The following is a 13,166-nucleotide window of genomic DNA, read 5'->3' as shown; positions in this document are numbered from 1 at the left end:
GACGCCACCCGTCGGGGATCACGTCGACGCCGCCCCGGGCCGTGTCAGCCCGCGGCCTCCTTGCGCCGCGCCCGGTACGCGGCCACATGCAGCCGGTTCCCGCAGGTCCGGCTGTCGCAGTACCGCCGCGAGCGGTTGCGGGACAGGTCGACGAAGGCGCGCCGGCAGTCCGGCGCCTCACAGCGGCGCAGTCGCTCCTGCTCACCGGCGACCACGAAGAAGGCCAGCGCCATCCCGCAGTCGGCCGCAAGGTGATCGGCGAGGGAGGCGCCGGGTGCGAAGTAGTGCACATGCCAGTCGTAGCCGTCGTGGTCGGTGAGGCGGGGCGTGGTGCCCGCCGCGGCGACCAGCTCGTTGATCAGCGCGGCCGCGCTCCGGGCGTCGGGCGCCGCGAAGACCGAGGCGAACCGCCCGCGGATCTTCCGCACGGCGGACAGGTCGAACTCCGACAGTGCCCCGACATCGCTGACTTCGTGGTTTCGTACGAAATCCGCCAGAGCCGCGACGTCCAGCAGTCCGTCCGGCGTGGTGTCGTCCTCCGGTGCGGTGTTCACCAGATCCACCACGGTGTCGAGTGCGCACCGGGTGTCGTGGGTGATCAGCACGTTTCGCTCCCTGGCCTGTGGGTCGGGCGCAAGCCCGCCGATGCTGGCCGATGGTAATTGGTTTCGCCGGGGCGGGGCGGATCACGACCCCGGCACGGTCCGTCCCGCAGCGCTGCGGACGCGGACGTGCCGACGCCGTCCCGGTGCGGGACGGCGTCGGCATGTTCCCTATGCGGTTGTCCTGGCCCGAGCCGTCACCCCGAGTCGACGGCGCCGGGCGGCTTGTGGGGCCTCGCCCTCAGCTCTCCGCCAAGATGTGCGAGAGCTCCTGATCGAGATCGAAGTGCCGGTGCTCCGTGCCCGGAGGCACGGCGGCGTCCGTCCGCTTCAGGAAGGACTCCAGGGCTCGCGCCGGGGCTTCCAGCAGGGCCTCGCCCTCAGGAGAGCTCAGGGCGATGCACACGACGCCCTGACCGTGACTGCGCGAGGGCCAGACACGGACGTCGCCGGTGCCGGTCGGCCGGTGCAGGCCTTCCGCGAGGAGGTCGCGGGCGAACACCCACTCGACGGTCTCCTCGGCTCCGGTGTGGAAGGTGGCGTGCACGGCGTAGGGGTCGGCCGTGTCGTACCGCAGGCCTGCGGGGACAGGCAGGGAGGACTCGCTCGACACAACGAGGCGCAGGTGCAGCTCGCAGCTGACCGTGGTGTTCATAAGCGCCAGGGCCTTTCGCTCAGTGTGCGCTCGGGGATTCGCACGTCGGCGAAATCGACATGCCACCTACGGTGCCGTTGTAAACCCCTCTGAGTGTTTTGCGTGTCTTTACGTAACTCTTCCGGCCGAGGGGCCCTTCGCACCCTACGGCCATTCCGGTGACTGGTTTCCGCTCGGTAAAGTAAGGTAAAGTTTGGCCGTATGAATACGGGGAGTAGCGGGACCGAAGGGGCGTCGGGCGAGGTCGCCGTGGCATCGGAAGAGGCGAAGCCGGACGGGGCGGGGAGTGAACAGCCGCTCGGCTCCAGGGCGCCGGAGTTCGTCAAGCGGCGTCGCGCACTGCATCTGAGCTGGCAGGTCGGCGTCTTCGTCATCGGTCTCGCGGTCGTGGCGGCCGGCATCGTCATGCTGCCCCTGCCCGGACCGGGCTGGGTCGTGATCTTCGGCGGCATGGCGATCTGGGCGACCGAGTTCGTCTGGGCCCAGCTGGTGCTCCGCTGGACCAAACGCAAGGTCACCGAGGCGGCACAGAAGGCCCTCGACCCCAAGGTGCGGCGCCGCAACATCACGCTGACGGCGATCGGCCTGACGATCGTGGCCGTCCTGGTCGGCGTCTACCTCTGGAAGTTCGGCTTCGTGATGCCCTGGAAGATCGAGGACCAGTGATCCGCTGATCCGTGCGGGGAGTGCGGAGGCACCCCCTGACATGGGGTAATGTTCTTCCTGCGTCCGGGCGATTAGCTCAGTGGGAGAGCGCTTCGTTCACACCGAAGAGGTCACTGGTTCGAACCCAGTATCGCCCACCCGGATATGGCGGCCCATCTGCATCAGTGCAGGTGGGCCGTTGTCGTGTTGTGCGGCTGCCTGGCTCGTCGTGAGGGTGCGCCGGTGTGTGCCGCGCACGGCGCCCGGGAGCCGCCGACCGCGTTCGACCACGCCCCGCTTCCCCTCACCGGACACCCTGTCAACTCCCGGACGCCGGAACCAATCTGGGCCGTGCGGCACCCCCGCCCGACAGGCTGCCTCTTGTTCGGCCGACCGGCCACGCCTCTCTCACCTGCTGGTTCGCCGAGCCCGTCGCGCCGCTCCGCCTTCCCGCGCAGCCCGGCCGCTCAGCTGAGCCACAAGAAATTCCTGTCCGAATCATTGACGCACCCCGAGGCCCTCCGTAACTTGTGCCAGCAAGCGCTTACTTGAAACGATTCATGCAGGCGGCGACGATGCCGGGGAGGGCCCGACTGTGGGAACCAGCAGGAATGTTGAGAGGCGTACGATCCTCAAGGCCGCCGGAGCCGGAGCGGCCACGCTGGGGCTGGCCGCGACGACCGGGTGCGGGGGGAACAGCGGGACGTCCGCCGACGGGACGGTGACGATCCGTTACTCGTGGTGGGGAGCCGACGAGCGCGCCAAGAAGATCAACCAGACCATCAAGCTCTTCGAGAAGAAGTACCCGAAGATCAAGGTGAAGACGGACTTCCAGGACTACGTCTCTTTCTGGGAGAAGTTCCAGACGCAGGCCTCGGGCGGAAATCCCCCGGACGTTTTCCAAAACGCCGTCACATTCCTTAGGAAGTACGACAAGAGAAGCGTTCTGCTCGACCTCAAGTCGCAGATCGACGCCGGCAATCTCAGCCTCGACGACTTCCGCGCCGGCGTCACCAAGGTCGGCGAGGTCGACGGCAAGCAGCTCGGCGTCCCGGTCGGCTCCAACACCATGGCGCTGGTCATCGACAAGAAGGTCTTCCAGAAGGCGGGCGTCGATCCGCAGACCGGCTGGACCTGGGACGAGTACTTCAAGGCCCTCAAGACCATCCACGACAAGACCAAGGTCCCCGGGGACACGGGCTACTTCAGCATCATGTACCTGTACGACCTCTACCTGCGGCAGAACGGAAAGGCCTTCTACACCAAGGACGGCCTGGGCTTCGACAAGGCCGATCTGACGGAGTGGTGGCAGGACGGTTACAACCGCGCGAAGGCCGGCATCATCACCGACCCGAAGATCGTCGCGCAGGACCGGCCCAAGTCCTCGCTCTCCGCCGGGCACGGGGCCTCGGAATTCACCTGGGACAACTTCACCGTCCGCTACTCGGCCGAGGGCGACAGCGAATACGGCCTCGCGCCGATCCCGACCATGGACGGCAAGCACACCGGCCAGTACCTCGCCTCCCTGATGCTGAGCGGCTCCGCGCGCACCCAGCACCCCAAGGAAGTCGCCCAGTTCATCAACTTCATGGTCCACGACCCCGAGGTCGGCAAGATCATGGGCTACGACCGCGGCATCCTCGCCAGCACCGAGCAGTACGAGGCCTTCAATCCGACGGACACCGTCAACAAGGAGATCGCGCAGTACGAGACCGACACCGCCAAGGCCGGCGTCCTCGGCACGATCACCCCGCACCCCTCCGGCGCGGACACCATCGAGGCCGCCTTCCTGCGCATCGGCGGCGACCTCGCCCTGGGCAAGTCCAAGGTCTCCGACGCGGTGAAGCAGTTCTTCGACGAGTCGCAGGCCGCCTTCCAGGCCTGAACGGACCTCACCGGAACCGATTGGGAAGCACCGTGACGCTCGTCAAGGACTCACCGCCCGCCACCCGGAAGGTCCGCTCCGCCGCCCCCGCCGCCGTCAAGCGGCGGGGCCGCCGGGAGAACCTCGCCGGCTACCTCTTCATGTCCCCGTGGATCGCGGGCTTCCTGCTCCTGACCGCGGGCCCCATGGTCGCCTCGCTCTACTTCGCCTTCACCGACTACAACCTCTTCAACAGCCCCAAGTGGATCGGGCTCGACAACTTCACCAAGATGTTCGACGACCCGCGGTGGCAGAAGTCGGTCCAGGTGACGGCCAAGTACGTCATCATCGGCACGCCCCTCAAGCTGCTGCTCGCCCTCGGCGTCGCCCTCCTGCTCTCCCAGAGCCGACGCGGACAGGCCTTCTACCGGGCCGCGTTCTACGCCCCCTCGCTCATCGGCGCGAGCGTCTCGGTCGCCTTCGTCTGGCGGTCGATCTTCTCCGACGACGCCATCGTGGACCGTACGCTCTCCGCCGTCGGCATCCACGCGGGCGGCTGGGTCGGCAACCCCGACTGGATCCTCTACTGCCTGGTCGCGCTCACCGTCTGGCAGTTCGGCGCGCCCATGGTCATCTTCCTGGCCGGACTCAAGCAGGTGCCCAGGGAGCTCTACGAGGCGGCCGAGATGGACGGAGCCGGACCCTTCCGGCGCTTCTGGAACATCACGCTGCCGATGATCTCGCCGGTGCTCTTCTTCAACATCCTGCTGGAGACCATCCACTCCTTCCAGATCTTCGGCTCGGCCTACGTCGTCTCCAACACCTACTGCGGTCCGGCCGACAGCACGCTCGTCTACACCTGCTACCTGTACCAACAGGGCTTCAAGAACGCCCAGATGGGCTTCGCCTCCGCGATGGCCTGGATGCTGCTGCTCGCCGTGGCCCTGGTGACCGCCGTCCTGTTCTGGTCGCAGAAGAAGTGGGTGCACTACGAGAACGACACGGAGGGCGCCCGATGAGCGCGACCACCACAAGGCCGACCACGACCAAACCCCTGGCCCTGAACCGGAAGCGGACCGGCTCGCTCGTCTGGCACATCGGCTCGCTGCTGGTCCTGGCGGTCGTCCTCTATCCCGTTCTCTGGGTGCTCGGCGCGTCCTTCAAGCCCAGCAAGGACATCATCAACAGCCTCCAGCTGTTCCCGTCCCACCCGATCCTGGCGAACTTCAAGGGCCTGGCCGACGGCATCGCCGACATCTCCATCTGGACCTTCTTCCAGAACTCCCTCTTCTACGCCGACGGCGCCGTCGTCGGCATCCTGATCTCCTGCTCCCTGACGGCGTACGCCTTCGCCAAGATCAGGTTCACCGGCCGGAACCTGCTGTTCTCCCTGATGATCGGCACGCTCCTGCTGCCGTACCACGTGCTGCTCATCCCGCAGTACGTGATGTTCCAGAAGATGGAACTGATCAACACCTATGTGCCGCTGCTGCTCGGCAAGTACCTGGCGACGGAGGCCTTCTTCGTCTTCCTCATGGTGCAGTTCATGCGCAACCTGCCGAGGGAACTGGACGAGGCCGCGCGTATCGACGGCTGCGGCCACTTCCGGATCTACTGGTCGATCGTGCTGCCGCTGTGCCGGCCCGCGCTCATCACCAGCGCCATCTTCACCTTCATCAACGCCTGGAACGACTTCATGGGCCCGCTGATCTACCTCAACGAGCCCGGCAAGTACACCGTCTCCCTCGGCATGATGATGTTCCGCGACTCCGACGGCGTCGCCGCCAACTACGGCGGCCTCATCGCGATGTCGCTGGTGGCGCTGCTGCCCGTACTCCTGTTCTTCCTCGCCTTCCAGCGCTATCTGATCGACGGAATGGCGACCTCCGGACTGAAGGGCTGAGGCGGTCGTCATGGCCCAGGCGCGGGTGAAGGCACGTAGACAATCCGAGTCCGTCCTGGCGGAACGGTTCGCCGTGTTCGCCGAGTGTCTGCTGACCGGCGTGTGGATCGCGGTCGCCTCCTTGGGCGTGATCACCTACCCGGCGGCCTTCGCCGCGGGCGCCCGGCACCTGCGGCGGCGGACGGCCCATCAGGGCGGTGGGTGGCGGGAGTTCGTCGCCGACTTCCGTACGGCGGTGCGCGGCGGGTGGGTCGTCGGACTCGGCGGGTGGGTCGCGGTGGCGGTGGCCTGGGTGGACGTCCAGGCCGTGCGCGCCGGGATACCGGGCGGGCCCTTCGTCGGGGCCGTCGGGCTGTTCGCGCTGATCGGCGTCGCCGTCGCCGGGCTGCGTGCGGCGGCGGTATGGACGCCGGGGGAGCGGTGGCGGGCGCTGCTCGCCACCGCCGGCCGCCGTACCGTCCTCGACCCCGCCGGGTCCTTCCTGATCATCGGCGGGCTGGCCGTGGTGGCCCTGTCCGCCTGGTTCGTCGCGCCGCTCGCGGTTCCCGTGCTGGGGGCTGTCGTGGCGGGTGGTGTTGCTGTGGAGGAGCGGCAGCGGCGTCGGTGAGCGTCAGATCAGTGCCATGTCACATATCACTGATCAGTCAGTGATATGTGACATGACACCGAGTGCTCCTCCCCTCTGTCATGCCCCTGACCATCCGCAATGGAAAGGAAAGGCCGAACTCTCATGTCTCCCATCCCCCGCAGGTCCCTCCTCAAGGCCGCCGCCGTCGCCGGAGCCGCCGCGCAGTTCAGCTGGGCGCCAGGAGCCAAGGAGGCGCAGGCCGCGCCGAGAGCCGAGGCCGCCGACGCCGATCCGGTGACCCTGGACTGGCTGGAGGACGGCGGTCTGGGCGCCGCGCCCGGTTCGACCGTGGGCGTGCCCTGGCCGAAGGGCGTGTACCAGGCCGACCAGGCCTTCGCGGTCTCGGACGCCGACGGCAAGGACGTACCCGTACAGTCCTGGCCGATCGCCTACTGGCCGGACGGATCTCTCAAGTGGTCGGCGCACGCGGTGAGTTCGGGCAACGGCAAGCTCACCCTCGCCGCCGGTGAAGCGGCCGAGCCCGCCCGGAAGGTCACCGTCGACAAGACCGGCAGCACGATCGACGTGTCGACCGGCGTGATCACGGCGAAGATCGGCAAGAACGGCTCGACCATCGTCACTTCCGTCACCCGCGGCTCGACCGAGATCGCCAGGAACGGGCGGCTGGTCCTCATCCGCCAGCCCGAGATCGAGGACGAGGACCAGGGCGCGGTGAAGACCGAGCGCTTCGACGGCGCGATTGGGGAGGTGACCGTCGAACAGGACGGCCCGGTGCGGGCGGTGGTGCGGATCGACGGCAAGCACCGCAAGGGAGAACGGAGTTGGCTGCCGTTCTCCATCCGGCTGTACTTCTACGCCGGCGCCGACTCCTTCCGCATGGTGCACACCATCACCTTCGACGGGAAGCAGGAACCCGGCAAGGCGAGCGGGGACTTCATCCGCGGGCTCGGCGTGCGCTTCGACGTGCCGATGCGGGACGAGTCGTACGACCGGCACATCCGGATCGGCGGCGAGGGCACCGGCCTGCTGCGGGAGGCCGTGAAGGGCATCACCGGCCTGCGCCGGGACCCCGGGGCGGCCGTGCAGGCGGCGCAGTACGCGGGGCAGAAGCTGCCCGACCCGGCCACCTGGGACCAGCGGGTGACGACCCGGCTCCAGTACATCCCGGAGTGGGGCGACTACACGCTCTCGCAGCTCTCCGCCGACGGCTTCACGCTCCGCAAGAGGACCAAGAAGGGGTACGGCTGGATCGGCGCCGGCGGTGGCAAGCGGGCCTCCGGGTTCGGTTACGTCGGCGGCGCGAGCGGCGGATTCTCCTTCGGGCTGCGGGACTTCTGGGAGAAGTACCCGGCGCAGCTCGACATCCGCGACGCGCACACGGACGCGGCCGAGGTCACCCTCTGGCTCTGGTCGCCCGAGGCGCAGCCCATGGACCTGCGCTTTTACCACGACGGCATGGGCCAGGACACGTACGCCGAGCAACTCGAAGGCCTCAACATCACCTACGAGGACTACGAGCCCGAGTTCGGGACGCCGTACGGCATAGCCCGCACCTCCGAACTCCTCTTCTGGGCCAACGAGTCGACGCCGACCCCGGAGACCCTGGCCGGGCAGGTCGAGGCCGTACGGGTGTTGCCGCAACTGGCCGCGCCGCCCAAGCAGCTCATCAAGGCGAAGGTGTTCGGGCCGGGGCTGTACTCCGAGCCGGACCGTTCCACGCCGGCCAAGGCGAAGATCGAGGACCACCTCGACTTCCTCTTCACCTACTACAAGGACCAGGTGGAGCAACGCCGTTGGTACGGCTTCTGGGACTACGGCGACATCATGCACACCTACGACACGGTGCGGCATGTGTGGCGCTACGACATCGGCGGTTACGCCTGGGACAACTCCGAGCTCTCGCCGGACCTCTGGCTGTGGTTCGCGTACCTCAGAAGCGGCCGGTCCGACGTCTTCCGGTTCGCCGAGGCGATGACACGGCACACCGGCGAGGTCGACGTCTACCACATCGGGCAGTGGGCGGGACTCGGTACGCGGCACGGCGTGCAGCACTACGCCGACAGTGCCAAGCAGCAGCGCATCGCCAACACCACCTACCGGCGCTACTACTACTTCCTCACCGCGGACGAGCGCGTCGGCGACCTCATGCACGCCAACGTCGACTCCGACGAGACCTTCCTCGTCCTCGACCCCCAGCGCAAGGTGCGGACCGATCCCTACACACCGGACCGGCACGCGCTGTCGGTCGGGTTCGGCACGGACTGGAGCGGGCTGGTGTCCGCCTGGCTGACCGAGTGGGAACGCAAGGGTCCCAAGTGGGAGAAGGCCAGGGCGCGGGTGCTGTCGACGATGGAGGGCATCGCCGCGCAGCCCAACGGCTTTGTGCAGGGGAGTGGGCTGTACGACCTCGACACCGGGAAGTTCGCCGTCGCCACGACCCCGGTGGTCGGCGTCTCGCACCTCTCCGCCGTCTTCGGACTCAACGAGCTGTGCGCCGAGTTGATCGACCTGGTGGACATGCCGAAGTTCAACGAGGCGTACTTCGACTACTGCCGGTTCTTCAACGCCACGAAGGCCGAGCAGAAGGCCCGGTACGGCTCGGACTTCGGGACCTTGCTGCTCTTCCAGGGGCACTCGCGGCTCGACGCGTACGCCGCCGTACAGACCGGGGACGCGGTGCTGGCCAAGCGTGCGTGGACGAAGTTCTACAGCTCGGACGGGTACATGGAGTCCTCACCGTGGAAGACGGAGAAGGTCAGCGGTCCCATGGCCCTGGTCGCGGGCGGCGAGGCGAGCTGGGTGTCCACGAACGACACCGCGCTCTACGGCCTCGCCGCCATCGAGAACCTCGCGCTGCTCGGCGACAAGATGCCGTCGTAGCGGGCTAGTTCATCCGCCCCAGGACCTCCCGCACCCGTCGGACGTCCCTGATGCGGCGCTCGTAGGTGGCACCGAGCGCGAGCAGCAGCAGTCCGGCGAGTGCGGGAGGTACCCAGCGGGGGAGGGTGTCGGTCATCTGGACCAAGTACGGGGCGAGTTCGTGCAGGGCGTCCAGGGCGAGGACCGAGCCGCCGAGCACGAGGGGTGCCTGGAGCCGGTGCCGGGCACCGAGCACGGTGATCAGCAGGGCCGCGGTGCCGAGCAGCAGAGGGCGGGTCCAGTGGACGTCGTCCCAGGCCGCGGCGAGGCTCGGCAGCAGGGTGGCGGTGAGTCCGGGGGCGTATGCCGTCCAGGACGAGGTCTGCGGGGCGCGGCTTCTGCGCAGGGCGCCGACCAGCAGCGCCGGGATGGTGACCGGGAGCGTGTAGGCCTCCGGGGTGCCGACGTCCCAGGCCGCCAGGCGTACCCAGGTGGCGAGGACGAAGAGGGCGGCTGCCGCGTAGCCGACGGCGCGGCGGTCGGGGCGTACGGCTGTACCCGCGGCGATCACTCCGCAGAGGGCCAGGACCAGCGCGAGCATCGGAGGGTCGGTGACCGCGAGGCCGATGGCGAGGAGCGCGGCGGCTGCGCCCGTCACCTCGACCGGCACGCGCGCGTGGGCGAGGCGGGGCGCGAGGAGGGCTGCCGCCACCGGGATCGCCAGGACCGGCAGGGCCGTGTACTGCGGCGACCAGTCCGCCGCCGCCCCCGTCGCGCAGGCGAGGGCGGTGGCGTGGACGAGTGCCGTCGGGGCCGTGACCGGGGCGAGGTGCGGACGCAGGGAGGCCGTGGCGAACAGGGCGGTGAGGACGGACAGCAGGGTGAGGGTGGCCGCCTCGGAGGGCAGCGCGAGGAAGGCCAGGACGACGGAGGTGGCCAGGGCGAGGGCGGTCGGGAGCAGAGGGCGGGGACGGAAGGCGGCGGCTGCGAGGGTTGCGACGGTGACTGCCGCCGGCAGCAACAGGGCTACGGTGTAGGGGAGTTGGAGGGTCGGGGCGACTGCCATGGCGGTCGCCCAGAGGAGGACCGTGGCACCGGTCGTGGCTCGCGGGCGCCAGGTCTCGGAACGGGCCAGGACGAGTAGTACGGCGGCCACGACCACCGGCGCGAGCAGCAGCTGTGCGGGATGCGGCGGCCATGGCGTGTCGGCGGTCACCGCGGCCCGGGCGTCCGCCGGCACGCCGGACCACGCCCGCCCCGTCCACCCGAGCGGACCCAGCAGCGCGACGCTGACCAGCGGCAGCGCACAGGCGACGGCGACTGCCTGGACGGCGGCCGAGGCCTGCACGAAGCCACGCCGGACGGTCGCGGGCAAGGGCGCCCGCAGTGCCCCCAACAGCGCGACACCGCAGGCCAGATACCCCGGCACGGTCCAGCCGCCGGGCAACGCCGTCCGGAGCAGGCCGCCGACGGCCGCGACCAGCAGCAGCCCACCGGCGACGGCGTTGACGCCGGCCGCGACGCCGCCGGCGGTGGCCTTGGAGGTGCCGTTCGCGCTGGTCGCCGTATCCCCGTCGGCCGGGCTTTCTCCTCGCCAGGCCGCCCCCACGGCGATCGCCGCCGCCAGAGTGAGGAGCGCCGCCGCACGGGCGGCGGCGCTCGGGCCGGCTGCGTCCCAGGTGAGCCAGCCGGCCGTCAGTGCGCCCCACGCGCCCGTGCCGTACGCGCCGAGGGCGGCGACGAATCGTACGGACCCGGCGGTGCCGCGGAGCGCCACAATCGTGTCGAGCCCGGCCGTCAGGAGGAGCGCGGCCGTGACGCCGTACGCACCCGCGTCGGCGGCGATCGCCCAGAGGAGCAGCGGGAGTTGGGCCGTCGTCAGCGCGGCGGGGAGCGGCAGACGGAGGGGGCCGCTCGTCGCGGTCAGGGCGCGGTCGTACGCCGCCCAGACCGTGGCCAGCACTGCCGTGGCCGCTGCCGCGTACGCCGTACCGTCCGTTCCCGTGAACGCGGTCTCGTGCAGCGCGTACGCGTCCAGCGCCGTCAGCGCCAGGCCCAGGCCGGCCACCGACTCGGCCGTCGAGCGCAGCCCGCGGCGCAGCAGCGGCAGCGGGGTCGCGAGGACGGCGAGGGTGAGGGCGCCGAGCACGAGGGCCCGGCCGGTGATGCCCAGGTGTCCCCAGCTGACCAGCGTGAACACCATCGCGGCGATGGTGAGCAGGACGCCGCCGAGCAGGAGCAGCATGTTCTGCACGCGGGGTGCCGCGGGCTCCGGTCGGGGCGGCTGGGCGGGCGGCACCTGCCGGGCGGGCAGCTGCGCTGCGGACTGGAGGGTCGAGACCAGCCAGGCGCGGCGGTTGAGCAGCTGGAGCCGGCGGGCGTCCAGGTGCCACAGCTCGGCGTCGAGGAGCCGCAACTCCTCGGCCGGGGGCGGAACATGCGTCATGCCTCGGAGTGTGGTCCGGGTCACGTCCGCGCGACATGAGTGCGGGTACTCAGAACGTACTCAGATCCCGGGCAGACTCCCCACATGGACTGGACGCACTACCGCTTCCGCACCCTGTGGGCCCTGCCCGCGCCGCTCCCCACCGTGTACGAGGTGCTGGAGCGGGCCGAGGAGTATCCGCGCTGGTGGCCTCAGATCCGCGAGGTCACCAAGGTCGACGACACCACCGGCGTCATCCGCATCCGGTCGGTCCTGCCGTACGACATCACCTTCACGGCGCGTGCGGTACGGCGCGATCCCGTGGCCGGCGTCCTGGAGATCGTCATGTCCGGCGACCTCGACGGCTGGGCGCGCTGGACCCTCACCGCGGACGCGGTCGGCACCCTCGCCCGCTACGACCAGGTCGTCGACGTGAACAAGCCGTTGCTCAGGCGGCTCGCCGTGCCGGGGCGACCGCTGTTCCGCGCCAACCACCGGTTGATGATGAGTGCCGGACGGCGGGGACTTGTGGCCCACCTCGAAGCGGTTTGAAGGAAACCGGCGGGGGCCTGTATTGTTCAGTCCGTTCCCGGGCGATTAGCTCAGTGGGAGAGCGCTTCGTTCACACCGAAGAGGTCACTGGTTCGAACCCAGTATCGCCCACCGGGAAAGAGCCGGTTCGTATGATCATCATGCGGACCGGCTCTTTTTGTGTTCCTGTGACAGGGATACGCTTCCGATCTTACGCCGCCGCCGGCAGGTCCGGTCGTAGTGGCCACTCCGTGTTCACTGTCTCCGGCGTGCCGCTCTTGGTGAACCACGCCTGCAGACCGCGTGCCTGGGCGGCGTGCCAGGTCGTCTGCAGGGTGTGCAGTTCGGCGGGGGAGAGGCGCTCGAGGCGGGCCGCGAAACGGCGCCCGAGGGCCCGTACGAGATCCAGCGAGGCGAGTGCGTCGGCCGCCGCGTCGTGCGCGCCCTCCAGAGTCACGCCGTAGTGCGCGCACAGGTCGGTCAGGGTGCGGCGGCCCTTGCGGTAGCGGTCCAGATGTTTGTCCAGGACCCGCGGATCGAGCACCCGCAGCGGCGGGCCCTCGAACCACGCGTCGAGCGAGGAGGCGCGATGGCGGCGCAGCTCGCGGTCGAGGAGAGTCAGGTCGAAGGGCGCGTTCATCACGACCAACGGGCGTGTCATCGCGGCCTGTTCGGCCAGTTCCTCCGCTATCTCGTACATCACCGGCGCCGGCCAGCGGCCGTTCCGCTGAAGGTGTTCGTCCGTCAGCCCGTGCACCGCCGTCGCCGCCTCCGGCACCGGCATGCCCGGGTTGACCAGCCAGCGGGTCACCCGGGGCCGGGTGCCCGGGGCGTCCTGGACGACGACGGCGGCCGACACGATCCGGTCGGTCTCGACGTCAACGCCCGTGGTCTCCGTGTCGAATGCGGCCAGGGGCCCCTCGTACCAGCACGTCATGCCTACACAACTCCTCGTTCACCCACGGCAGCTGACGTCCCGTCTTCTGCCTGTTTGGTGATACCCGGGCTGTTTGCGCACTACGCCGGAAGGACACAACAGGAGTACGGGTCTTTGCAGTTCAGCGGCCCGACGCGGGGATTCACTTGGCTTGGA

Annotated in this window: 11 protein-coding genes and 2 tRNA genes; 9 read left to right on the top strand and 4 right to left on the bottom strand. The window is 69.3% G+C overall.

What is annotated here, in order from left to right:
• Positions 1-44 precede the first annotated feature (44 nt).
• Both ACQEWB_RS08435 and ACQEWB_RS08430 read right to left on the bottom strand, forming a co-directional pair.
• Positions 45-605 carry a CGNR zinc finger domain-containing protein gene (locus tag ACQEWB_RS08435; protein ID WP_432828654.1) on the bottom strand — a complete coding sequence of 187 codons (561 nt, stop codon included), beginning with the start codon at positions 603-605 and terminating at the stop codon, positions 45-47.
• Positions 606-843: 238 nt separating this feature from the next.
• Entirely contained in the window at positions 844-1,257 is a 414-nt protein-coding gene (locus ACQEWB_RS08430) for an SsgA family sporulation/cell division regulator (RefSeq protein WP_004002642.1), read from the bottom strand.
• A gap of 201 nt (positions 1,258-1,458) precedes the next feature.
• On the opposite strand from ACQEWB_RS08430, the gene ACQEWB_RS08425 reads away from it, so the two are divergent.
• The 7 genes from ACQEWB_RS08425 (at position 1,459) to ACQEWB_RS08395 (ending at position 9,138) form a co-directional block, all read left to right on the top strand.
• Positions 1,459-1,923 (top strand): TIGR02611 family protein, encoded by a 465-nt coding sequence (locus tag ACQEWB_RS08425; protein WP_432828651.1) that lies wholly within the window; start codon positions 1,459-1,461, stop codon positions 1,921-1,923.
• A gap of 65 nt (positions 1,924-1,988) precedes the next feature.
• Positions 1,989-2,060, top strand: a tRNA-Val gene (locus ACQEWB_RS08420).
• A gap of 437 nt (positions 2,061-2,497) precedes the next feature.
• Complete coding sequence (locus tag ACQEWB_RS08415) at positions 2,498-3,787, top strand: ABC transporter substrate-binding protein (RefSeq protein WP_432828649.1); 1,290 nt, start codon at positions 2,498-2,500, stop codon at positions 3,785-3,787.
• A 32-nt stretch (positions 3,788-3,819) separates the two neighbouring features.
• The gene (locus ACQEWB_RS08410) at positions 3,820-4,785 is read left to right on the top strand and encodes a carbohydrate ABC transporter permease (protein ID WP_432828647.1); all 966 of its coding nucleotides are present in this window, start codon (positions 3,820-3,822) and stop codon (positions 4,783-4,785) included.
• A complete protein-coding gene (locus ACQEWB_RS08405; RefSeq protein WP_432828645.1) occupies positions 4,782-5,669 on the top strand; it encodes a carbohydrate ABC transporter permease in 888 nt (295 codons plus the stop codon). The genes ACQEWB_RS08410 and ACQEWB_RS08405 overlap by 4 nt, the downstream gene beginning before the upstream one ends.
• A 10-nt stretch (positions 5,670-5,679) precedes the next feature.
• Positions 5,680-6,276 (top strand): hypothetical protein, encoded by a 597-nt coding sequence (locus tag ACQEWB_RS08400; RefSeq protein WP_432828643.1) that lies wholly within the window; start codon positions 5,680-5,682, stop codon positions 6,274-6,276.
• A 123-nt stretch (positions 6,277-6,399) separates the two neighbouring features.
• The gene (locus ACQEWB_RS08395; protein ID WP_432828641.1) at positions 6,400-9,138 is read left to right on the top strand and encodes a Tat pathway signal sequence domain protein; all 2,739 of its coding nucleotides are present in this window, start codon (positions 6,400-6,402) and stop codon (positions 9,136-9,138) included.
• A gap of 4 nt (positions 9,139-9,142) precedes the next feature.
• On the opposite strand, the gene ACQEWB_RS08390 is transcribed toward ACQEWB_RS08395, so the two are convergent.
• Entirely contained in the window at positions 9,143-11,563 is a 2,421-nt protein-coding gene (locus tag ACQEWB_RS08390; protein ID WP_432828639.1) for an SCO7613 C-terminal domain-containing membrane protein, read from the bottom strand.
• 84 nt (positions 11,564-11,647) lie between these two features.
• Between ACQEWB_RS08390 and ACQEWB_RS08385 the strand changes: the two genes are divergently transcribed.
• Positions 11,648-12,094, top strand: a complete 447-nt coding sequence (locus ACQEWB_RS08385; protein WP_432828637.1) for an SRPBCC family protein — start codon at positions 11,648-11,650, stop codon at positions 12,092-12,094.
• 39 nt (positions 12,095-12,133) lie between these two features.
• A tRNA-Val gene (locus tag ACQEWB_RS08380) sits at positions 12,134-12,205 on the top strand.
• A 79-nt stretch (positions 12,206-12,284) separates the two neighbouring features.
• Here the strand turns inward: ACQEWB_RS08380 and ACQEWB_RS08375 are convergent.
• Positions 12,285-13,010: a 3'-5' exonuclease gene (locus tag ACQEWB_RS08375; RefSeq protein WP_432828635.1), complete on the bottom strand. Its 726-nt coding sequence runs from the start codon at positions 13,008-13,010 to the stop codon at positions 12,285-12,287.
• Between the last annotated feature and the right edge of the window lie 156 nt (positions 13,011-13,166).

The organism is Streptomyces sp. CA-249302, assembly GCF_050936785.1.
Taxonomy (GTDB): domain Bacteria; phylum Actinomycetota; class Actinomycetes; order Streptomycetales; family Streptomycetaceae; genus Streptomyces.
The sequence above is the reverse complement of the archived record's forward strand: the minus strand, read 5'-3'. Positions and strand labels throughout refer to the sequence as shown.